17 protein-coding genes and 3 pseudogenes are annotated in these 22720 nt (G+C 73.6%); 17 read left to right on the plus strand and 3 right to left on the minus strand.

The window, feature by feature from the left end:
* Positions 1-166: 166 nt before the first annotated feature.
* The 5 genes from KIF24_RS26250 (at position 167) to KIF24_RS26270 (ending at position 5846) form a co-directional block, all read left to right on the plus strand.
* Positions 167-2152: a serine/threonine-protein kinase gene (locus tag KIF24_RS26250; protein ID WP_221086315.1), complete on the plus strand. Its 1986-nt coding sequence runs from the start codon at positions 167-169 to the stop codon at positions 2150-2152.
* Between the two features lie 48 nt (positions 2153-2200).
* Positions 2201-3877 (plus strand): phospho-sugar mutase, encoded by a 1677-nt coding sequence (locus KIF24_RS26255; RefSeq protein ID WP_221086316.1) that lies wholly within the window; start codon positions 2201-2203, stop codon positions 3875-3877.
* Positions 3878-4036: 159 nt separating this feature from the next.
* A complete protein-coding gene (locus KIF24_RS26260) occupies positions 4037-4921 on the plus strand; it encodes a helix-turn-helix domain-containing protein (protein ID WP_331461290.1) in 885 nt (294 codons plus the stop codon).
* On the plus strand, positions 4914-5117 hold the full coding sequence (locus KIF24_RS26265) for a DUF397 domain-containing protein (RefSeq protein WP_221086318.1): 204 nt from the start codon (positions 4914-4916) through the stop codon (positions 5115-5117). Before KIF24_RS26260 ends, KIF24_RS26265 begins: the two co-directional genes overlap by 8 nt.
* Before the next feature lie 99 nt (positions 5118-5216).
* Entirely contained in the window at positions 5217-5846 is a 630-nt protein-coding gene (locus tag KIF24_RS26270; protein WP_221086319.1) for a hypothetical protein, read from the plus strand.
* A 26-nt stretch (positions 5847-5872) separates the two neighbouring features.
* Here the strand turns inward: KIF24_RS26270 and KIF24_RS26275 are convergent, their stop codons facing one another.
* Positions 5873-6547: a GOLPH3/VPS74 family protein gene (locus tag KIF24_RS26275; RefSeq protein WP_221086320.1), complete on the minus strand. Its 675-nt coding sequence runs from the start codon at positions 6545-6547 to the stop codon at positions 5873-5875.
* Positions 6548-6607: 60 nt separating this feature from the next.
* Positions 6608-7240: a uracil phosphoribosyltransferase gene (gene upp / locus KIF24_RS26280; RefSeq protein ID WP_221086321.1), complete on the minus strand. Its 633-nt coding sequence runs from the start codon at positions 7238-7240 to the stop codon at positions 6608-6610.
* Positions 7241-7374: 134 nt separating this feature from the next.
* On the opposite strand from upp, the gene deoC reads away from it, so the two are divergent.
* The 10 genes and pseudogenes from deoC (at position 7375) to KIF24_RS26330 (ending at position 18888) form a co-directional block, all read left to right on the plus strand.
* Positions 7375-8334 carry a deoxyribose-phosphate aldolase gene (gene deoC / locus KIF24_RS26285; protein ID WP_221086322.1) on the plus strand — a complete coding sequence of 320 codons (960 nt, stop codon included), beginning with the start codon at positions 7375-7377 and terminating at the stop codon, positions 8332-8334.
* A 5-nt stretch (positions 8335-8339) separates the two neighbouring features.
* Positions 8340-9770 carry an aldehyde dehydrogenase family protein gene (locus tag KIF24_RS26290; RefSeq protein ID WP_221086323.1) on the plus strand — a complete coding sequence of 477 codons (1431 nt, stop codon included), beginning with the start codon at positions 8340-8342 and terminating at the stop codon, positions 9768-9770.
* A complete protein-coding gene (locus KIF24_RS26295) occupies positions 9763-10587 on the plus strand; it encodes an aldehyde dehydrogenase family protein (protein ID WP_221086324.1) in 825 nt (274 codons plus the stop codon). The genes KIF24_RS26290 and KIF24_RS26295 overlap by 8 nt, the downstream gene beginning before the upstream one ends.
* Positions 10588-10816: 229 nt before the next feature.
* On the plus strand, positions 10817-11335 hold the full coding sequence (locus KIF24_RS26300; RefSeq protein ID WP_221086325.1) for a BlaI/MecI/CopY family transcriptional regulator: 519 nt from the start codon (positions 10817-10819) through the stop codon (positions 11333-11335).
* A 10-nt stretch (positions 11336-11345) separates the two neighbouring features.
* The gene (locus tag KIF24_RS26305; RefSeq protein ID WP_221086326.1) at positions 11346-12251 is read left to right on the plus strand and encodes a M56 family metallopeptidase; all 906 of its coding nucleotides are present in this window, start codon (positions 11346-11348) and stop codon (positions 12249-12251) included.
* Between the two features lie 113 nt (positions 12252-12364).
* Positions 12365-13621 (plus strand): cytochrome ubiquinol oxidase subunit I, encoded by a 1257-nt coding sequence (locus tag KIF24_RS26310; RefSeq protein ID WP_221086327.1) that lies wholly within the window; start codon positions 12365-12367, stop codon positions 13619-13621.
* 9 nt (positions 13622-13630) lie between these two features.
* Positions 13631-14638 (plus strand): cytochrome d ubiquinol oxidase subunit II, encoded by a 1008-nt coding sequence (locus tag KIF24_RS26315; protein WP_221086328.1) that lies wholly within the window; start codon positions 13631-13633, stop codon positions 14636-14638.
* Positions 14635-16304 (plus strand): annotated as a pseudogene (cydD, locus tag KIF24_RS26320) (thiol reductant ABC exporter subunit CydD). Before KIF24_RS26315 ends, cydD begins: the two are co-directional and overlap by 4 nt.
* A pseudogene (cydC, locus tag KIF24_RS26325) lies at positions 16301-18149 on the plus strand (thiol reductant ABC exporter subunit CydC). Before cydD ends, cydC begins: the two co-directional pseudogenes overlap by 4 nt.
* 67 nt (positions 18150-18216) lie before the next feature.
* Positions 18217-18888: a permease prefix domain 1-containing protein gene (locus KIF24_RS26330; protein ID WP_221086329.1), complete on the plus strand. Its 672-nt coding sequence runs from the start codon at positions 18217-18219 to the stop codon at positions 18886-18888.
* 20 nt (positions 18889-18908) lie between these two features.
* On the opposite strand, the gene KIF24_RS26335 is transcribed toward KIF24_RS26330, so the two are convergent.
* The gene (locus KIF24_RS26335) at positions 18909-19250 is read right to left on the minus strand and encodes a PadR family transcriptional regulator (RefSeq protein ID WP_221086330.1); all 342 of its coding nucleotides are present in this window, start codon (positions 19248-19250) and stop codon (positions 18909-18911) included.
* A 114-nt stretch (positions 19251-19364) separates the two neighbouring features.
* On the opposite strand from KIF24_RS26335, the gene KIF24_RS26340 reads away from it, so the two are divergent.
* Both KIF24_RS26340 and KIF24_RS26345 read left to right on the plus strand, forming a co-directional pair.
* Positions 19365-20321: a DNA primase gene (locus KIF24_RS26340; RefSeq protein ID WP_221086331.1), complete on the plus strand. Its 957-nt coding sequence runs from the start codon at positions 19365-19367 to the stop codon at positions 20319-20321.
* Between the two features lie 40 nt (positions 20322-20361).
* Positions 20362-22697, plus strand: a pseudogene (locus KIF24_RS26345) (transposase).
* Positions 22698-22720 lie beyond the last annotated feature (23 nt).

Consider the following 22720-nt stretch of genomic DNA (forward strand, 5'->3'; position numbering starts at 1 on the left):
GGGTAGCGCACACCGCGTCGCCGGCCGGCGACGACAGGTGAGTGCCCGCACACGTACCGTTGAGTAAGGGAAACGCCCGCCGCGCCGGCTTTCGCATCGGGCGTCTGAACCAGCAAGATAGGGGGGTTGTGTCCCAGCCCTCTCGACTTCCCCCGGTGGCTTTTCTGTGACTCAGATCCCGACGTGGAGCGGCGGACCAGTCAGCATCCCCACCAACCGACGCGCGACACCCGGCACCGTCATCGGTGACCGGTACTCGCTGCGCTCCGCGGTGGGCAACGGTGGCATGGGTACGGTCTGGCGGGCCACAGACACACTTCTGCGCCGAGACGTGGCGGTCAAGGAGGTCATCCTCCCGCCGGGCCTGGCCCCGAGCGACCGCGACGCGATGTACGAACGCACCCTGCGCGAGGCCCGTGCCGCCGCCGCCATCGCCCACCCGGCGGTGGTCCAGGTGTACGACGTGGTCACCGAGGCCGGCCGGCCGTGGATCGTGATGGAGCTGCTCGACGCCCGCAGCCTGGCCGACATGGTGATCGAGGACGGGCCGATCGCCCAGCGGGTCGTCGCCAAGATCGGGATCGCGCTGCTCGGCGCGCTGGAGGTGGCGCACGCGATCGGGGTCCTGCACCGCGACGTCAAGCCCGCCAACGTGCTGATCTGCTCGGACGGGCGCTGCGTACTGACCGACTTCGGTGTGGCCCGGATGCCCACCGACGTGCAGCTCACCACGCCGGGCATGGTGCTCGGCTCACCGCATTTCATCTCGCCCGAGCGGGCGATGGGGCAGGAGTTCGGCCCGCCCAGCGACCTGTTCTCCCTCGGCGTGACCCTCTACACGGCGGTCGAGGGCCGGCCGCCCTTCGACCGGGGCGACCCGATCGAGACGATGCACGCCGTGGTCGAGGACCCGCCGGCTCCGCCGCAGCGCAGCGGCCCGCTCACCCGGGTGCTGATGGGCCTGCTGGAGAAGGATCCGGCCCGCCGGCTGGACGTGCACACCGCCCGCGCCATGCTGCGCGAGCTGCTGGCCGGCCCGTTGAGCAGCAACGCCGTCGCGGTCAACTCGATGACCGATCCGTACTCGGTGATGCAGGTGCCACAGCCCGCGCCGATCAGCGCACCGGCGGCGCCGACGAAGCCCGTGCCGTCCGGGCAGATCGGCGGGCGGGCGATGCTCGGCCCCGGCGAGTCGCTGACCGACCGGCTCGCCGCGCTGCGCCGGGGTGAGCGCCCCGGCCAGGCCACCAGGGCCGACACCAGCGCGATGGAGGACACCAGCGCGGACGCCCTCGCCCCGCGCCCGGGTGCCGCGATGTCCCCGCCCTTTGGCCGCACCTACGGCGGCGGTGCCGACGCCACCCAGCGGGTCGGTGCCGGGACGTACGGCTTCGGCGGCCAGCCGGAGGCTACCCAGCAGCTCGGCGCCTACGGCGCCGCCCAGTGGCCGGCCGCGCCCAGCCAGCCGTACGGCGAGCCGGCACCCGAGCCCGGCGGCGGCAACCCGCTCGACCGGGCGAAGGCCGGTGGCACCCGGCTGGTGCACACCATGCGGGGCTGGCCGCGCAAGATGCGGCTGGCTGCGGCCGGTGGCCTCGCGGTGCTCCTGGTCGTCGGCATCGTGGCGTTCTCCGGCGGCGACGAGGCGCCGCCCGCCACCCCGGTCGCCGACCCGTCCAGCTCCGCCGACGCGGGCCCCGACATCGAGATGCAGGAGCACTCGGCGCGCGGAGTGCAGATGCTGGTCCCCAAGGGCTGGAAGCGGGCCGCACCGTCCGGCGGCGTCTACATCGACTACACCGACCCGGAGGACGACGGCCGTCGGGTGCGCATCCTGAACGAGAAGTGGAGCGGCACCTCGACCCGCTGGGCGCAGGTCGCCGAGAACGGTCTGAAGACCCGGTCGTCCTCCTGCGCCAAGCCGTACACCCAGGTCTCCATGGCGGAGAAGGAGCTGGCCGGCAAGCCGTCGGCCGAGTTCGAATACACCTGCGGCGAGGGCGACGCCATGCGGCACGGGGTGTGGCACGGGGTGGCCCACGACGGCCGGCTCTACTCCTTCTACCTCACCTCGAACGACGCCCGGTTCGAGGAGAGCAAGCCGATCTACGACGAGATGTTGAAGTCGTTCCAGCTCACCGCCGACGGCTGAGCCGGGGGACGCGTCCGCGCTGATCAGCCGCCGTGCTATCAAGAGGCAATGGCGGCGCAGAGCACTGACCTCGACACCATCCGCGAGCGGGCGCAACGCTGGCTCGCAGACGACCCCGACCCGGCCAGCCGGGCGGAGCTGCGGGCGGTGCTCGACCGACTGCCGGCCAGTGCGCCCGAGCTGACCGACCGGTTCGCCGGGCCGCTGACCTTCGGCACGGCCGGGCTGCGCGGGCCGCTGCGGGCCGGTCCCAACGGGATGAATCTCGCGGTGGTCACCCAGGCCGCCGCCGGGCTTGTCGCCTGGCTCGCGGCCCAGGGCGGCACCGGTCCCCTGGTGATCGGGTACGACGCCCGACGCGGCTCCCGCGAGTTCGCCGAGCAGACCGCCCGGGTGGCCACCGGGGCGGAACGCCCGGCGCTGCTGCTCCCCTGCCCGCTGCCCACCCCGGTGCTCGCGTACGCGGTACGGCGCCTGGGCGCGGTCGCCGGCGTGATGGTGACCGCCAGCCACAACCCGCCGCAGGACAACGGCTACAAGGTGTACCTCGGCGCCGATCTGGGTGGCGAGCTGGGCGCCGGGGCGCAGATCGTGCCGCCGGCCGACACCGGCATCGAGGCGGCCATCCGCGCGGTCGGCCCGCTGGCCCAGGTGCCGCTCGGCCCCGCCGGCCAGGTGCTCGGCGCCGACCTGACCGCCGGGTACGTCGCGCGGGCGGTCGAGGTCCTGCCACGGGGCGGGCACCGGGAGCTGACCGTGGCGTACACCCCGCTGCACGGTGTCGGCGCGGCGGTGTTCACCGCGGCCTTCACGAGCGCCGGCTTCCCGGTGCCCGGTGTGGTGCCGGACCAGGCCGAGCCGGATCCGGACTTCCCCACCGTCAGCTTTCCCAATCCCGAGGAGCCGGGCGCGGTGGACCGGCTGGTCGCCCTCGCCGACCGCACCGGCGCCGATCTGGCCATCGCCAACGACCCCGACGCCGACCGCTGCGCCGTCGCGGTCCGGGCCGGGGCGGGCGGGCGGCCGGGCTGGCGGATGCTGCGCGGGGACGAGGTGGGCGTGCTGCTCGCCGACCACCTGATGCGGCGCGGGGTAACCGGTCTCTACGCCACCACCATCGTCTCGTCGTCGCTGCTGCGGGCGATGTGCGCCGCCCGGGGACTGCCCTACGGCGAGACGCTGACCGGGTTCAAGTGGATCGTCCGGGCCGGTGACGGCACCGATCCGCTGGTCTTCGGCTACGAGGAGGCGCTCGGCTACTGCGTCGCCCCCGACCACGTCCGGGACAAGGACGGCATCACCGCCGCGCTGACCGTCGCCGAACTGGCCGCCGGTCTCAAGGCGCAGGGCCGCACGCTCCTCGACCGGCTGGACGAGCTGGCCGCCGAGTTCGGTGTGCACCACACCGACCAGCTCTCCGTCCGCGTCGACGACCTGCGGCTGATCGCCGATGCGATGGCCCGGATCCGGGCGAACGCCCCGACCACGCTGCTCGGACAGCCGGTCACCGAGACACAGGACCTGCTCCCGGAGGCCGACGTGGTGATCCTGCGTACCGCGGCGGCCCGCGTGGTGATCCGCCCCTCCGGCACCGAACCGAAGCTCAAGGCGTACCTCGAGGTGGTGGAACCGGTCGCCGACGGCGACGTCGCGGCGGCCCGGGCCCGCGCGGCGACGGCCGTCACCACCATGCGCACCGAGATCGCGACCGCCCTGGGTGTCTGAGGCACTTTACCGAGCGCCATTGCTTGCTCACCGTCCGCCTCCGGAAATAGCATCACCCCATCAACCGACGGCATTTCCCGCATTCAGGCGGGCGATTCCGGATGACGTTTCTTCTCCGATGCGTACTGGTTGCATTTTGGAACAGAGGGGTGTTGCACGGTGCATGCAACGAACGGCTCAACCGTGCCGCGACGGCAACTCGGCAGACTGCTCACCCAGCTCCGGGTGGACGCGCAGGTCAGCATCGAGGCGGCGGCCGAGGAACTGGACTGCTCGCGGCAGAAGATCTGGCGGATCGAACGGGGCCTGACCCCGGCGAGAGGGCGGGACGTGCGGCTGCTCTGCGAGCTGTACCGGGCCACGCCCGACCAGGCGAGCGTGCTGCTCGGGCTGACCGAGGTCAGCAGGGCTGACGGGTGGTGGCACGCGTACGGCCGGTCGATCCCGGCCTGGTTCTCGCTCTACGTCGGGCTGGAGAACGTCGCCAGCAGCGTGCGGTACTACAACGCCGAACTGGTGCCGGGCATTTTGCAGACCCCCGAGTACGCCACCGCGCTCTTCCTGCACAACCGGCCGGAGCTGGGCGAGGAGGAGCGGAAGAAGGTGGTGAACTTCCGGATCCAGCGGCAGGGGCTGCTGGCCCGGCGGCTACCGCCCGCACCGGAGCTGACCGTGGTGCTCAGCGAGGCGGTGCTGCGCCGGCCGGTGCCGGGCCGGCCGGTGATGGCCGACCAACTGCGGCACCTGCTGACCGCCGGCCAGCGGCACAACATCTCGATCCGGCTGCTGCCGCTGGCCGCCGGGCCGCCGCTCGCCGCCGAGGCCGGCACCTTCGTCCTGCTCGACTTCCCGGCCGCGCCGCTCGGCGGCCCCTCCGAGCCGCCGACGGTCTACGTGGAAGGGCTCACCGGCGCGCTCTACCTCGACCAGCCGAGCGAGATCGCCGCCTACGAACGGGTGTGGAAGGGGCTGGAAACCGCCGCCCTCGGCGAGCGACAATCGATGGAGTTCATCGATGCCATCCTGGGAGAGTGCTATGAATGACCTGACCGGCGCTCGGTGGCGCACCAGCACCCGCAGCGGCACCAACGGCGGCGAGTGCGTCGAGGTCGCCGACAACCTGCCCGGCGTCGTCGGCATCCGCGACAGCAAGGACCCGACCGGCCCGGCCCTCACCGTCGCGCCCGCCGCCTGGTCCGCCTTCGTCACCGCCGTCCGGGCCGACCACCTGACCCACTGACACCCGCTCCACCGCCCGCCACGGGCCACCCGCGCGACCCCACACCCGTGGCGTGATCGACGCACCACACGTAGAGCGGGCTTGACCCTCACTGCGAGAGTGGACGGTCAGAGCGAATTGGCGCAAGCTCCGGTGACCACATCAATTTGCGCCGCCCAGGAGGCTCCCGCATCAATGGATGTCATGATTTCCCTCATCATCGGGATCCCGATCGGAGTTTTTCAGTCGATTCTCATGCTCTGGATAGTGTTTCGGGTGCTCACCCCACGACTTGTCTGGTCCGCGCCGATGGCCGTGACAGCGGGGGCAGGTAAGGGCGCACCGGATCTCGTCGCCACGGTGTCCAACGTCGGACGTCGCGATGCAGTCGACGTGGCATTTCACGCCGACCTCCGAGTCGACCACGACAGGACGGCCGACGGACTGACGCGCAGCCTGGTCAAGCTACCGCTGAACTCGTCGTGGATGCCCCGGCTTCGCCGAGGCGGCTGGAGACGCATTCGAATCGAGGACTTCCGCATTCCCGCCAGCGAGTGGAAGCGCCTCGAATCCCGCACGGGAATTGTGGCCGACACGCTCGCGGATATGCTACAGGGACACCCGAACGCGCACGTCCGGCTGTACGGTCTGGCGTCCGATCCGTTCAGCGGATCTCGTCAGGTGTTCGTGTCAGTTGATCTCTACGCCGGTGACTTCGAGCCGGCCGAACCCCCGCTCGACGCCTCGTAGCGCTTCGCGGCGGGACCGGGTGCGGATCAGCGGCGAGGGCCGAGGGCGTGCTCGACGGCGTGGCCGAGGGCGGCCACCACCAGGCCGACCGAGGGGCGGACCACCGAGCCTTCCAGGCTGACCTCGCCGGAGAAGCCGGCCCCGGTGGCGATCGCTTCCAACCGGCGGCGGGCGTCGGCGGCGGCCTCGCCGGTCACCCCGAGCGCGGATTCCATCCGGAGCACGGCGACCAGGGTCGCGAGTGCGGCGGTCCGCTCGTCCGGTGCGACCCCCGTCAGCGCCTCAGCGAGCCGCTGCCGCGTCTCCGCCTCCACCGACCGGTCCACCACCGGATACCGGTGCACGTGGATGAAGCCCAGCTCCGTCTCGTCCACGTCCCGGACGACGCCCTGGTCACAGAGGTCGCCGAGGATCCGGTCGCGGAGACCGTGACGGAGCCGCTGCACCCAGGACGCGGGGCTGTGCGGCGTGTCGGCCGCGATCTTGGCCAGCACGGCGTCGGTGACCGGTTCGCCCGTGGGCGTCGGGTCCACCGCGGTCAACGTCCCGTCGGCGTATGCGAGCCGCCCGGCCAGGGCCAGCTCGATCAGGACGGCGGCGGCCATCCCCAGGTCGAGGCTGATCCGCGGCAGGGTCGCCTTGCCGGTCTCGTCGTCGTACGCGAGGAGGAGCAGTTCCTCGGCGAGCGGCACACCAGTCATGGCCCGAGAGGCTAGCCGCTGGACGCCACAGACCGCAGGACAAACCCGCCGCGGCGCGGGTCAGAACCGGGGCATGCCGCCGAACTGCCGGTCACCGGCGTCACCGAGGCCCGGCACGATGAACATGCTGTCGTTGAGCCTGTCGTCGATGGCCGCGGTGACCAGGCGCAGCGGCAGGCCGGAACGCTCCAGGCGCGCGATGCCCGCCGGGGCGGCGAGCACGCAGAGCACGGTGATGTCGGTGCAGCCGCGCTCGGCCAGCAGCCGGCAGCAGTGCTCCAGCGAGCCGCCGGTGGCGAGCATCGGGTCGAGGACCAGCACCGGCAGGCCGGCGAGGTCCCGGGGCAGGGATTCCAGGTAGGCGCGCGGCTCGAACGTCTCCTCGTCCCGGGCCAGCCCGACGAAGCCCATTGAGGACTCCGGCAGCAGCCCCAGTGCGGCGTCGGCCATGCCGAGGCCGGCCCGCAGCACCGGCACCAGCAGCGGCGGGTTGGCCAGCCGGGTGCCCTCGGTGGCGGTCACCGGGGTCCGCACCGGGTACCTCTCCACCGGGAAGGGACGCGCCGCCTCGTACACCAGCATGGTGGTGAGTTCGTGCAGCGCCGCCCGGAACGACGAGGAGTCGGTGCGCTCGTCCCGCATGGCGGTCAGCCGGGACTGGGCGAGCGGGTGGTCAATGACGAGTACGTCCACGATCGCTCAACCTACCCGTCCCGACCGCCGGGGCGCGGGCCCCGGCCCGGACCAGCGAGGTCGCTCACCCACCAGCCCCCCGGCGGCGACCGTGACCAAGATCACTCATGGTTCTGCTGCGTAGACTTCGGGTCATGACGGCGACAGCGACGTCGGCCCGGTCGGACCTCTCCGAGCTGGGACGATCCGAGACCGCTCTGCGGACCTTCCTGCACGGCCTACCGGGCGTGGACCAGGTCGGCGCGGAGCAGCGGGCAGCCCAACTCGGCACCCGATCCATCAAGACCACCGCCAAGGCCCAGGCGATCGACCTGGCGATCCGGATGGTCGACCTGACGACGCTGGAGGGCGCGGACACCCCCGGCAAGGTGCGGGCGCTCGCCGCCAAGGCGCTGCGGCCGGACCCGGCCGACCCGGCCTGCCCGCACGTCGGGGCGGTCTGCGTCTACCCGGCGATGGTGCCGTACGTGGCCGAGGTGCTGCGCGGCAGTGGCGTGCACCTGGCCAGCGTGGCGACCGCGTTCCCGTCGGGCCAGGCGCCGCTGGAGGTCAAGCTCGCCGACACCCGGGCGGCCGTCGAGGCCGGCGCCGACGAGATCGACATGGTGATCAACCGGGGTGCCTTCCTGGCCGGGCGCTACTCCGAGGTGTACGACGAGATCGTCGCCACCAAGGAGGCCTCCGGGGACGCCCACCTGAAGGTGATCCTGGAGACCGGCGAGCTGGCCACCTACGACAACGTGCGCCGCGCCTCCTGGCTGGCGATGCTGGCCGGCGGCGACTTCATCAAGACCTCCACCGGCAAGGTCCCGGTCGCCGCCACCCTGCCGGTGACCCTGGTGATGCTGGAGGCGGTCCGCGACTTCCGGGCCGCCACCGGGCGCCAGGTGGGCGTGAAGCCGGCCGGCGGCATCAAGACCACCAAGGACGCGATCAAGTACCTGGTCATGGTCAACGAGACCGTCGGGCCGGACTGGCTGGACCCGGACTGGTTCCGCTTCGGCGCCTCCAGCCTGCTGAACGACCTGCTGATGCAGCGCACCAAGCTGAAGACCGGTGTCTACGCCGGCCCCGACTACTTCACCCTGGACTGAACGCGATGTTCGAATACGCACCCGCACCCGAGTCGCGCTCGGTGGTGGACCTCAAGCCCTCGTACGGGCTCTTCGTCGACGGGGAGTTCGTCGACCCGGCCGACGGCGGCAGCTTCAAGTCGATCAACCCGGCCTCCGAGGAGGTCCTGGCCGAGATCGCCGAGGGCGGCCCGCAGGACGTCGACCGGGCCGTCCGGGCCGCGCGTAAGGCGTACGACAAGGTCTGGGGTCCGATGCCGGGCCGGGACCGGGCCAAGTACCTGTTCCGGATCGCCCGGATCATCCAGGAACGCTCGCGCGAGCTGGCCGTGCTGGAGTCGCTGGACAACGGCAAACCGATCCGGGAGTCCCGCGACGTCGACCTGCCGCTGGTCGCCGCGCACTTCTTCTACTACGCCGGCTGGGCGGACAAGCTGCCGCACGCCGGCTTCGGCGCGAACCCGCGGCCGTTGGGCGTGGCCGCGCAGGTCATCCCGTGGAACTTCCCGCTGCTGATGCTGGCCTGGAAGATCGCCCCGGCCCTGGCGGCCGGCAACACGGTGGTGTTGAAGCCGGCCGAGACGACCCCGCTGACCGCGCTGCTCTTCGCCGAGATCTGCCAGCAGGCCGAGCTGCCGGCCGGTGTCGTCAACATCGTCACCGGCGCGGGCGAGACCGGCCGGGCGCTGGTCGAGCACGACGGCGTCGACAAGGTCGCCTTCACCGGCTCCACCGACGTCGGCCGGGCCATCGCCCGCGCGGTGGCCGGCAGCCGCAAGAGGCTCACCCTGGAGCTGGGCGGCAAGGCCGCCAACATCGTCTTCGACGACGCCCCGGTCGACCAGGCGATCGAGGGCATCGTCAACGGCATCTTCTTCAACCAGGGGCACGTCTGCTGCGCCGGTTCCCGGCTGCTGGTCCAGGAGTCCGTCGCCGATCAGGTGCTCGAATCACTCAAGCGCCGGATGGCCCAGCTGCGGCTCGGCGACCCGCTGGACAAGAACACCGACATCGGGGCGATCAACTCGGCCGCCCAGCTCGCCCGGATCCGGGAGCTGTCCGACGCCGGGGCCGCCGAGGGGGCGGAGCGCTGGTCGCCGCCGTGCGAGCTGCCCGAGCAGGGCTTCTGGTTCGCGCCGACCATCTTCACCGGCGTCACCCAGGCACACCGGATCGCCCGCGAGGAGATCTTCGGACCGGTGCTGTCCGTGCTGACCTTCCGCACCCCGGCCGAGGCCGTGGAGAAGGCAAACAACACGCCGTACGGGCTGTCCGCCGGGATCTGGACCGACAAGGGTTCCCGGATCCTGTGGATGGCCGACCGGCTGCGCGCCGGGGTGGTCTGGGCCAACACGTTCAACAAGTTCGACCCCACCTCGCCGTTCGGCGGCTACAAGGAGTCGGGCTACGGTCGCGAGGGCGGCCGGCACGGGCTGGAGGGGTACCTCAATGTCTGAGCGGGTCGCGGTACGCAAGACGTACAAGCTCTTCATCGGCGGGAAGTTCCCGCGCAGCGAGTCGGGACGGTCGTATCTCGTGCAGGACTCCAACGTGTCGCTGGCCTCCCGCAAGGACGCGCGGGACGCCGTGGTGGCCGCCCGCGCGGCCGTCAAGGGCTGGGCCGGCGCGACCGCGTACAACCGGGGTCAGATCCTCTACCGGGTCGCCGAGATGCTGGAGGGCCGCCGCGAGCAGTTCGTCGCCCTCGGCGTGTCGGGCGACGAGGTGGACGCCGCGACCGACCGCTGGGTCTGGTACGCGGGCTGGTCCGACAAGTTGCCGCAGGTGTACGGCGGCGCGAACCCGGTGGCCGGGCCGTACTTCAACCTGTCGGCGCCCGAGCCCACCGGCGTGGTGGCCGTGGTGGCCCCCGAGGCACCGGCCCTGCTCGGCCTGGTCAGCGTGATCGCCCCGGCGATCGTCACCGGCAACACGGTCGTGGTGGCCGCCTCGCCGGCAGCACCGCTGGCCGCCGTGACCCTGGCCGAGGTGTTGGCCACCTCCGACCTGCCGGGCGGTGTGGTCAACATCCTCACCGGCCGCTGGTCGGAGACGGTGCCGACACTCGCCGCGCACATGGACGTCAACGCCATCGACCTGACCGGGGTGACCGATCCGGAGTTCGCGACCGAGCTGGAGGTCAAGGCCGCGGAGAACCTCAAGCGGGTGCTCCGGCCGGTGCCGGCGGCCCACGACTGGTCGGCGGATCCGGGGCTTGGCCGGATGACTGCGCTGCTGGAGACGAAGACCGTGTGGCATCCCAAGGGGATGTGATTCCGGCCTGTGCTGGCGGGTTCGGTCTGTCGTCTTCCCCCTCGACCCCTCCCCCTTCCGCCCCCTGTTGCTTGTCGCCCTGGGTGCTCGATCAAGATCCGGACAACTTCCCGGAAACTGCTGGGTCGAGTGGGTGACGAAGCAGCACTATCCCCGAAGTTGCTGCGGCGTGGGTGGGTGGGATGGGTGGGTGGGATGGGTGGGTCTACTACGGGGGTAGGATTGCGGGGTGACTCGGCTGGGGGATCTTGAGCGTGCGGTGATGGACGTGCTGTGGGACACGGTTCCCGCCACGTCGGACGGCGTCACGGTGCGCGAGGTGGCCGACACCCTGGACGGGCGGGAGCTGGCCTACACCACCGTGATGACGGTGCTGGACCGGCTCGCGGGCAAGGGCATGGTGCAGCGCGAGCGGGAGGGTCGGGCGTGGCGGTACCGCGCCGCGGCCAGCCGTGAGGCGTACATCGCCCAGCTCATGCTCGACGCGCTCGACCTGGGCGGTAGCCGGGACGCGGCGCTGGTCCGGTTCGCCCGCTCGGTCACCGGCACCGAGGCGGACGTGCTGCGCGCCGCGCTCGCGGCGCAGGCCGGGCCGCCAGTCGATTCGACCGGGCCCGCCCGAACGGCGGGCGACGTGCCAGGCGACGCCGGGGACGGCCCGGGTCGCGGGCTGATCGACCGGGTCGAGGCGCCACAGGCCGACCGGGCGTCGCACTCCGGCCTGGCCGACGAGGCCGCGGAGCGGTAGGGGCGACGCCATGGCGCACACCCTGCACTTCGCCGCCTCGATGCTGGCGTGCTGGCTGATCGCGCAGGTGCTGGCCCGCTCCACCTGGACGTGGCGCAGCCCCCGGGTGGCGATCGTCTGCTGGCAGGCGGTCGGCCTGGGGGTGGGCCTCTCCGCGATGGGCCTGCCGATCGCGCTGGGGCTCGCGCCGTACCACCGGGGCACCGGCAGCGCCCTGCTCGCGCTCGCCGACGACCTGCGACACGGCGCCCTGCCCGCCGGCCTCGGCGCCGTGCACCTGGGGCTGGTCGGCGTCGGTCTCGGCATCGGTGCGGTGCTGCTGACCACGACGGTACGCAGCACCCACGGCGCGGTCCGCGCCCAGCGCCGCCATCGGGACCTGCTCACGCTGGTGGCCCGGCAGGATCCCACCCTGCCCGGGGCGCTGGTGCTCGACCACCCGAGCGCGGCCGCCTACTGCCTGCCGGGGGTGCGGCCCCGGGTGGTGGTCAGCGTCGGCACGCTCAGCCTGCTCGACCGGGCCGAGTTGGAGGCGGTGCTCAGCCACGAGCGGGCACACGCCCAGGAACGGCACGACCTGGTGCTGCTGCCGTTCACCGCGCTGTGCCGGGCACTGCCCTGGTTCCGTTGGGTCCGCGAGGCACATGAGCGGGTTTCCCTGCTGGTCGAGATGCGCGCCGACGACAAGGCCCGCGAGCTGCACGCCGAGGCCCCGCTGGCCGGTGCGCTGCGCCGGTTCGCCGCCGCCGGCAACCGGATCACCCCGGCCGGCACGCTCGGCCTGGGCGACCGGGACCTGGACGTACGGGTGCAGCGACTGCTGGTCGCCGGACGCCCGCCCCGGCTGCTCGGTGCCGTCGCGCTCGCGGTGACCACCACCGCCGCCGCCCTTCCCGTCTCCCTGTTCCTCAGCTGACCACCCTGAACTGACCCTGATCATGCCGGCGTCATCCTCGTGGACCCCGATAGGTAGGCACTCTACGTGTAGGCTCCCTATCTGCATCGACCCCCGTCCCAGGAGAGTCGGCCATGGACACCCTGCTCCTCGCCCGCCTGCAGTTCGCCGCCACCGCCTCGGTCCACTTCCTCTTCGTGGCCGTCACCCTCGGCCTGGTCACCCTGCTCGTCGGGCTGCAGACCGCCTGGGTGATCACCGGAAATCCCCGCTGGGAGCGGCTGACCCGGTTCTGGGGCCAGCTTTACGTGATCAACTACGTGCTCGGCATCGCCACCGGGCTAGTGATGGAGTTCCAGTTCGGGCTGAACTGGAGCGGGCTGTCGCGCTACGTCGGCAACGTCTTCGGCGCCCCGCTGGCGATCGAGACGCTGGTCGCCTTCTTCCTGGAGTCGACATTCCTCGGCATGTGGATCTTCGGGTGGCACCGGCTGCGCCGCGGCGTACACCTCGCGCTGCTCTACGGCGTCGCCCTCACCGCGTACGGGTCGGCGTTCTGGATCATGGTGGCCAACGCCTGGTTGCAGAACCCGGTCGGCTACCAGGTACGCGACGGCGTCGCCCACCTGACCGACTTCTCCGCGCTGCTGACCAACCCGGCCCTGTCGATGGCGCTCGGGCACGTGGTGTCGGCATCGCTGCTCACCGGCGGCCTGCTGATGGCCGCGATCAGCGCCTGGCACCTCAACCGACGCACCACCGACCACGCGCTCTTCCGTACCTCGCTGCGGATCGGGCTGGTCACCGCCGCGCTGGCGATCACCCTCGTGCAGGGGTTCGGCTTCGCCCAGTTCGGCCCGGTGGGCGCCGTGCAGCCAACCAAGTTCGGCGGCAACCCGGAGGAGGCCGACGCCCTGGTCGCCGACTGGACGGCACGGTTCGGCCCCGGCGACTACCTGCCACCGGCGCTGTCCGACGTCGGGCTCGGCTTCATGATCCTCATCGGCTTCGGTCTCGGCCTGCTCTGGCTGCTGGTCCCGCTGCTCTGGCGGGACTGGATCATCCGGCTCCGGTTCCCGCTCTGGCTGGTCATGCTCGCCCTGCCGCTGCCGTTCGTGGCGCTGATCCTCGGCTGGATCGCCCGCGAGGTGGGTCGTCACCCCTGGGTGGCCTACGGGCTGCTGCCGGTGGAGCAGGCGGTCTCGCCGATCAGCCCCTGGATGATGGCGACCTCGCTGGCCGGCTTCACCCTGCTGCTCGGGGCGCTCGCCGTCACCAACTGGGTGCTGCTGGCCCGGCACGCCGCCCGGGGCGCCGCCGATCCCGCCCTCGGCCGGCCACCGGCACAGCCGCCGGCCGAGGAACCCCACCCCGAGCCCACCTTCGCCTGAGGAGCCCCGATGGAACTCGCCTGGTACGCCCTGCTCGGCCTCTTCTTCGCCGGCTACCTGGTGCTCGGCGGCTACGACTACGGCGTGGGCCTGCTGCTCGCCCGTGGCGCCGACGCGCCGCGCCGACGCGCCGCCCTGAACGCGGTCGGGCCGTTCTTCCTCGGCAACGAGGTCTGGCTGGTGGCCGCCGTCGGGATCCTGTTCGGCGCGTTCCCGGTGCTGGAGGGCGAGTTGCTCGCCGGCAGCTACCCGGCCGTGGCCACCGCACTGACCGGGGTGATCCTGGTGACCGCCGGGGTGCAGCTGCGCAGCCGCCCCGGCGGTGGACGGGCCCGGGCCGGCTGGGATCGGGTGATCGTGGTCGGCAGCCTGCTCGCCGCGCTCGGCTGGGGTGTCGTGCTCGCCGGGCTGCTCCAGGGCGTACCGCTGCGCGCGGACGGGCACGTCGCCGGGGTGACGCACCTGTTCACCCCGTTCGCCGCCGCCACCGGGCTGGCCCTGGTCGCGCTGGTCGCCGCGCACGGTGCGACCTTCCTCACGCTGCGGCTACCGGCCGCCGAGGGCGACCGGCTCCGCCCGCTGGCCGGCCGGCTGCTCGGCACCGCGCTCGTCGCGGTCACCGCGGCCACCGTCTTGGGCCTGCTCTCCGACCGGGTACGCGCCGCCGCGCAGCGCCCCCTGGCCGGCGTACTCCTGGTGATCCTGCTGGTCGGGGCCCTGCTCGCGGCACGGACGGCGCTGCTGCGGCGGCGCACCGGGGTGGCCTTCACCGCCACCGCCGCGGCGCTGGCACTGCCGGTGCTGCTGGTCGGGACGACCCTCTGGCCCTACGTGCTGGTGTCGACTGTCGAGCCAGGGGCGTCACTGACGGTGACCGACGCGGCGGCCAGCGCACCGACCCTGCGTCTGCTGGGCTGGCTGGCGGTGCCGCTCCTGCCGGCCCTACTAGGCTTCCAGGCGATGTGCTGGTGGATTTTCCGGGGACGGACCGACGGCAGGGCACCGGTGTACTGGTGAACCGCCGCCCCTTCGACCCGCGGCTGCTGCGTCGGGTCCCTGCGGCCCGACGCGACCTCGCCCTGCTCGCGCTGCTCGGTGTGCTCGCCGCCGGCCTGGTCGTGGCGCAGGCCACCGCCCTGGCCGTGCTGCTGGCCACGGCGTTCACCGGCGGCCTCGACCGGGCCGCGCTGGCCGGTTTCGTGGCCGCCGTCGCCGCCCGCGCGCTGGTGGTCTGGGCGCAGGGCGCGGTGTCGGCGCGGGTGGCCGCCACGGTCAAGGCGGCCATGCGGGCCGAGTTGCTCGGCGCGGTGGCCCGGCAGGGACCCGGTTGGGTCGCCGGACAGCGGGCCGGGCAGTTGGCCACTCTCGCCGGTCGCGGGCTGGACGCCCTGGACGCCTACTTCACCGGATATCTGCCGCAGCTCGTGCTGAGCGTCACCGTGCCGGTCGCGGTGCTGGGTCGGGTCTTCCTCGCCGACTGGAGTTCGGCGGTGATCATCGCGCTGACCCTGCCGCTCATCCCGATCTTCGGGGCGCTGCTCGGCTGGCAGGCCCAGGCCGCCACCGAGCGACAGTGGCGGCGGCTGAGCCTGCTCGGCGGGCACTTCCTGGACATGGTGGCCGGGCTGCCCACGCTGCGCGCGTTCGGCCGGGCCCGGGCGCAGACCGACACGGTCCGCCGGATGGCCGACGGTCACCGGATCGCCACCATGAAGACGCTGCGCATCGCCTTTCTCTCCGCGCTGGTGCTGGAACTGGTCGCCACCCTGTCGGTGGCGCTGGTCGCCGTCCCGGTCGGCATCCGACTGCTCGGCGGCGGGCTGGCCCTACAGACCGCGCTGCTGGTGCTGTTGCTCACCCCGGAGGCGTACCTGCCGCTGCGGGCGGCCGGCAGCCGGTTCCACGCCAGCATGGAGGGGCTCACCGCGCTGGACGAGGCGTTGACCCTCGCCGACTCCGCGCCGGCACCGACGGCTCCGGCGGGAACGGCGCCGGACGGCCGGGGCGAAATCAGGTTCGAGTCGGTGACCGTCGCCTACCAGCGCACCACGGCGCTGCGGGACGTGACGCTGACCGTCCGGCCCGGCGAACGGATCGCGATCATCGGACCGAGCGGTGCCGGCAAGAGCACCCTGCTGGGCCTGCTGCTCGGCTTCGTGACGCCGACCGCCGGGCGGGTCACCGTCGGCGGGCTCGACCTGGCCGGTGCCGACCTCGACGGCTGGCGCCGGCAGGTGGCCTGGGTACCGCAGCGGGCCCACCTGTTCGCCGCGTCACTGGCCGACAACATCCGGCTCGGCACCCTGACGCCGCGCCGGCCACGGTCGCCGCCGCCGTCCGCGCCGCCGCCCTCGGCGACGTGGTCGCCGCGCTGCCCGACGGGCTGGACACCGTCCTCGGCGAACGCGGGCACGGCCTGTCCAGCGGGCAGCGGCAGCGGGTGGCACTGGCTCGGGCGTTCCTGCGGGACTCCCCTGTGGTCCTGCTCGACGAACCGACCGCCCGGCTCGACGCCGCCGCCGAGGCGGCGGTGCTGTCGGCCACCCGGAGGCTGGTCGCCGGCCGCACCGCGCTGCTGGTCGCCCACCGGCCCGCGTTGCTGACCGACGTCGACCGCATCCTGCGGGTCTCCGACGGCCGGGTCACCGAGCTGACACCGGCACCGGCGGGGGAACTCCGATGAGCAGCGGACGCGAGGCCGGCACCGCCGGACACCCGTTCCACGACGGCGGACGGCGGGCGGCCGAGGCGCCGACGGCCGGACGGCGACGGCCACCCGAGCTGACCGTGCTGCGGCTGGCCCGGCCGTACCTGAGGCGCCTGGCCGGTGCCGGCCTGCTCGCCGCGGCCACCGAGTTCGCCGGGCTGGCCCTGATGGCCACCGCGACCTGGCTGCTGATGACCGCCGCCGGTCAGCCCCCGCTGGACCGACTCACCGTGGCGATCGTCGCGGTGCGGGCCCTCGCGGTCGGCCGGGGCGTGCTGCGTTACACCGAGCGGCTCGCCGGGCACGACGCGGTGCTGCGCCTGGTCACCGATGTCCGGGCGCGGGTCTTCGGCACCCTGGCCGCCGGGCGCGGTGCCCCGCCGCGCAGCGGGGACGCGCTGAGCCGGCTGGTCTCCGACGTGGAGGCGGTGCAGGACCTGCTGCTGCGCGTGGTCGTCCCGGCCGGCGCGGCCGGGCTGGTGGGTGTGCTCGCGGTCGGTCTGACCGCGCTCGTCTCGCCGCCGGCCGCGCTCGCGCTCGCCGCCGGCCTCCTGGTGGCCGGCGTGGCCCTGCCGGCACTGGCCACCGCGCTGACCCGACGGGCCGGCGCCGAGGTGGCGCCGCTGCGGGGCGCGCTCGCCAGCGACGCGGTCGATCTCACCCACGGCGCCGCCGACCTGGCCGCCTTCGGTGCCACTGCGGACGCACTCGCCGCGGCCGGGGCCGGGCCCGGCGGCTGGCCCGGCTGGAGCGACGGCTCGCCGCACTCGGCTTCGCCGTCGACGCCGCAGGGTGCTCGTCGCCGGGCTCACCGCCGGCGCGGTGGTGCTCGTGGCGCTCCGCGCCGGGGTGGCCGGGGTGCTGGTCGGTGTCCTGGCGGTCGGCGCGCTGGCCGCCGTCGAGATCGCCCTCGCGCTGGTCGGCGCCGCCCGGCAGTGGGCCGGGCTGCGTTCCGGTCTGGCGCGGGTCGCCCAACTCCTGGAGACCGCCCCGGACCCGGGGGCCGACGCCCGACCGGGAGCCGAGCACGGCGCACCGGCCGGGCACCGGGCCGACACCGGGCCCGCCGTCCGGTTCGCGGGAGTGACCGTCCGATACCGGCCCGGTACGCCCGCCGCACTCGACGGGTTCGACCTCGCCGTGCCGGCCGGCCGCCGGGTCGCGGTCGTCGGCCCGAGCGGCGCGGGCAAGAGCACGCTGGCCGCCGTCCTGACCGGCGCGGTGCGTCCCGACGCCGGCCGGGTCACCCTGGACGGGCGGGACGTGTCGGCGTACCCGCCCGACGAACTGCCCCGGCTGGTCGGCGGGCTGCTCGCCGAGGCGTACGTCTTCCACGCCACGGTCCGGGACAACGTGCTGCTCGGCCGCCCGGATGCCGACGAGGGCGCGCTGGCCGGCGCCACCACCGCCGCCGGCCTGGCGGACTGGATCGGTGCCCAGCCGGACGGCTGGGACACGGTGGTCGGTGAGGAGGGTGGGCAGCTCTCCGGCGGGCAGCGGCAGCGGGTCGCGTTGGCCCGCGCCCTGCTCGCCGCGCCCGGCGTGCTGGTGCTCGACGAGCCGACCGAGGGCCTGGACCCGGTCGCCGCCGACGAGGTGCTCGCCTCGACGCTGGCCGCGACCCCCGCCGGGCACTCGGTGCTGCTGATCACCCACCGGCTCAGCGGGCTCGCCGGCTTCGACGAGGTCGTGGTGCTGGATGCCGGCCGGGTGGTCCAGCGCGGCCGGCACGCGGAGCTGATGGCGGTGCCCGGTTGGTACCGCGACCAGTGGGCGTTGCAGCAGGCGGCCGAGCACGGCTACCTCGCGCTGCCGGGCTGACCCCTGCGGGGCCGGCTCCGGGATGTCCCGGACGTCACCGACCCGCCTCGCATGGCAGGGTGGGGCCATGCCGGTCGGGGATGACGTGTCGGTCGAGGAGCATCTGCGGCAACTCGCGGATCGGCTCCGCGGGCCGCGCCGGCTGCGGACCGACCTGATGACCGAGGCGCGGCACGGCCTGCTGGACACCGTCGAGGCGTACCGGGACAGCGGCCTGACCGAACGCGAGGCGTCGCGGCGGGCGGTCGCCGAGTTCGGTACCCCGGACCAGCTCGCCCCGGCATACCAGGCCGAGCTGGCGGTGGCGGCGCTGCGCGGGCTGTCGCTGCGGGTGGTCGCCTTCGCCGCGACCGCCGCGATCGCCGGCGACCTGACCTGGCGCGGGTCGAGCTGGAGTTCCGGTCCCCGACCGCCGGCCGGCTACCTGCTGTTGTCGCAGTCGGTGGAGTGGATCTGGGTGGGCGCGCTCCTGCTCGGCCTGACCGGCCTGACGCTGGTGACGGCCACCGCACGCTCGGCCCGCCCGGGGCTCACCAGCCTGGCCCGCTCGGTGGGCGTCGCGCTGACCGGAGCCGCCGCCCTGGGCGCGCTGACCGGCGCGGGCCTGTTCGGCTGGTCGATCCTGCTGTGGGACGCGGCTCTCACCTGGCCGCCGATGATCATCGGACTGCTCGCCGCCGGTGCGGCCCACGTCTGGTTGGGCCGGGCCGCGCGCACCTGGCTGCTGGCGGCCCGCTGAGGCTACGCCGGAACCGGTGCTCAGCCCGCCGTCGTGGCGGTGGCACCCGGGTCCAGGAAGCGCCCGACCGTCGCGCTGAACTCACGCCACCCCGACCGCTGGTCGGCCAGCGTGCGCCGACCGGCGTCGGTGAGCTCGTACGTCCGCCGCTCCCGACCGTTGACGGTGCTCCAGGCGCTGACCACGTGCCCGGCCCGCTCCAGCCGGCGCAGCGCCGGGTAGACCGAGCCGGTCGGCAGATCGAGCCGGCCGTCACTGCGCGCCCGCAGGGCGTCGATGATCGCGTAGCCGTGCAGCGCGCCCCGCTCCAGCACCGCCAGCAGCAGGGCGTCGAGGTGTCCGTGCAACGCCTGGGCGTTCATACGTAGACACGCTACTTGTTGGCCGGGTGATGGCGCCACCGGGGTGCGGCCACCGGTTACCCAACGCAGCCAACTAGGGTATGTGCCCAGAGTCACTCACCGGCACCAGCGCCGATGGGTGGTAGCCCGACGCACACGGAGGTCACCGTGGCCCGCCAGTCGCCCCAACGGCCGGAAGCCGACGAACCCGAGCTCGATGACACGACCGGCACCGCCGAGCCGGATGCCACCGAGCCGGCCGACGCCGCCCCGGTCGATGTGGACCGCGCGCTCTGGGACGAGTTGCGGATCGAACCGGTGGAGATCGCCCTGCCCGCCGGCACCGGCTTCACCCTGCGGGCCTACCGGCCGGCCAGCGAGCTGACGCCGACCGACGTGGCCGAGCGCGATGCCGACGACCCGTTCCTCGCCCGCCGGCAGGTCGCGGAGACCGAGGAGGACGAGGACGAGGGCGATGTCGTCATCCTCGACGAGGACGTCGCCCGGGATTTCGCCGAGGACGAGGACGAGGAGAAGCGGGGCAAGGTCGACGACACCACCGCCGGCGACGAGAAGGACGACGCCGACGAGGCGGCGGCCGACGACGGCGAGGTGCCGGTCTTCCTGAGCCATCGAGGTCGGCTCCTGCTGTTCAAGACGCCCGAATCCCTGGTCAGTTTCGTGCGATCGGGCGCACCCAACGATCTGTCCCAGCTGGACAGTTGGAATGAACTGTCCGAACGGGTGGAACCCGCCGACATCGCACCGCTCGACGAGGACGTCTACGAGCTGGACCTCGTCGTGGAGAACCTCCGCGGCGGACACGACACCTGGGACCCGACGCTGCTCATCGAGGCCGGCGAGGTCGCCCGCGACCTGGCGTACGCCCTGCGTCTGCCCGCGGTGCTCGACATGCTCTCCAGCGGCTCCAGCCTCGACGACCTGGACGAGGCGCTGCGGGCCTCGGTCAACGGCGGGCTCGGCGGCTTCATGGGGCGGCGTAGGCTGAAGAAGATCGGGGCACAGACCGCAAGTCTCGGTTGGCGGACCATTGTCGGAAAGATCTCTGCGATCGTGGACTGGCGCGACTGACCCACACCAGGGAGCATCAGTCTCTGGCAGAGAAAGCCTCGTGTCCCGGGAGGAGGACGACGCCGTGGCGCTCGTGCGCGTGTACTGCGGTCTGGCCTCGGCGGACCTGGTCGACCGGCCGGTCTCGGCCGGGTCGGCGCTGACGTCCGCGGTGGTCGACGACGCAGGCCGCCTGCTGCATGTCTGCGAGATCGGCGACGACCCGGCGGGTTACGCCCGACTGGTCACGCTGCTCGTGGAACGCTCAGGCGGGCCGAGCGGTGCGGCGATTGCCGCCGACAGCGACGACCACACCGTCACCTCGCTGCTCAGCGCCGCAGGTCGCCCGTTGGCGATCGCCGACGACGACTCGGTCGACGACTTCGCCGAACGGTTCGCCGACGACGACTCGCTGGAGGAGATGCAGTCACCGCCGGCTGTCCGGCGCGCCATCGGCCTCGCCCGGGCCCTACAGGCAGGCGCCCTGTCGGCCGTGACCCTGCCGGCCCCCCGGGAGCTCGCCGGCTACAAGCAGGTGCTCGCCGCGCACGCCGCGCTGGCAAGTGGACGCCACTCTGCCGCGGTCGCCCTGCGTGAGGTGCTGCGCGAGCTGTACCCGGCCGCGCTGCGGGCCTACCCCGACCCGGCCGAGTCGATCCCACTGGCCGTGCTGGACGCGTTGCCCGAGCCGGGCATGCTCACCGACGCGGCCGGCCGCGGGCGCGATGCCGCCGTCACCGCCGACGCCGTCACCGCCCAACTCGCGGCGGACGGGGCGGGCGACGCCGAGGCGATCGACGAGGCCGTCACCGCGCTGCGGGTCGCCATCTCCGAGACTCCGCGCCGGTCCACGGTCAACCGGGCTCTCACCGCCGCCGCCGCGGAGACCATCCGGCAGGCGGTCGCCTCCGTACGGGCCTGCGACGCCGGCTGCGAGGCGTTGGTCGGTGCGCTGCACGCCCGTACCGCCGGGCCGGCACAGGTGTCCGGCCGGCGGGCCGCGGCACGACGCGGCGAACCGGTCGGCGAGCTGTCGACCGCCGGCACCGGAGCCGGCCTGCGGGCGGTGCGCCCCACCGGGCCCGAGCCGGCCGGCGGACGCCGCAGCCGGCCGGAACCGGCCCCGGCAGCGTTCCACCGCCGTCACCGCGGCCCCTCGGGCCACCGCCGGTGGCTCCTCCCCGGTCGCCCCGCCCCCGTCGCACCCGCGCCGGTGGCGCCGGCCGCCGCCGGCCCACCCGCCTCGGCGTTGCCGTCGCGTGGCGACGCCCTTCCGTCCCGGATCGACGGGCCGACCAACCGGCCGATCTCGTCGCCACCCCCGCCGCCGCCCGGGATCACCCCGATCGCGCCGGCGCAACGTGGCTCCGTTCCACCCGCCGAGGCGGGCGAACCGTTCCGGCCGACGCTCACCACCGCGGCGATCAACCACGCGCGGGCCGAGCGCCAGCGCACCATCATCCCGCCCCGGCCGAAGACCAACAGCGAGCCGCCGGCGCCGACGGGTGGCTTCAGCGTCACCGACCTCAGTGTTCCGGTGCCGGCGCCCCGACCCGAGCAGGAGACGGCCACTCCCGGCTCCCGCGCGAACTGGCCGCTGGTCAACAACCCGGAGAACCCAGCCGACACCCCGGCCCGCAACCTCGCCACCGGCCCGTACGACGACCGGGGCGGGCGCCGGCCCGCCGAGCCCCCACCGACCCCGGCCTGGACCGTCGGGTGACCCCGCCGTGGCTCGCCGACGACCTGCCGCCGGAGCCACCCGTGCTCCGGTTGGTGGAGCCGCCACCGCTGGCCGACCGGGCGCTGCGCGGCGGTGCCGAGCCGCAGCCGGAGACCCCGCCGCTGCGGCTCGTCGACCAGGACGCTGCGGAGCGTGGCAGGCGGATGGCCGAACGCCTGGATCTCCCGCCCACGCGCCGACCGGAGCCGGCGGCAGAGCACCGGCCGCCGCCGATCCCCGACGAGGGCGACGGCGACCTGCTGATCTTCGCCCAGGCCCGGTCGGCCTGGTTCGTCGGGCACGGCGAGGAAGCCGACCTGGAGTGGGCGACCACGGCCGACACCGGCTGGCAGGCCGCCGAGCAGGCGGCGCGACCGGCGGTGGGTGCCGAGACGACGGCCGGTCTGCCCAAGCGCGTACCGCAGGCAAACCTCGTGCCCGGCTCGCCGCTGCGTGAGGAGCGTCCACTGCGGATCGTGCGGGACGCTGCCAGTCTGGCGGAGAACACCACCGGCTACTTCCGCGGTTGGCGCCGGGGACAGGAAATCGGCGGGTTCGCGGTCGGCGGTCGGCCAGGGCGGGAGGCCGCCGGAGGCTGGGACTTCAGCCGGGACACCGGCGACCGCGACGACGACCGGGAGTACGAGTACCGCTCCGCCGGCTACCGCTCCTGACGCCCTCACCTCCGACGCCGGTT

The organism is Micromonospora tarapacensis (assembly GCF_019697375.1).
In the GTDB taxonomy this organism is placed as follows: domain Bacteria; phylum Actinomycetota; class Actinomycetes; order Mycobacteriales; family Micromonosporaceae; genus Micromonospora; species Micromonospora tarapacensis.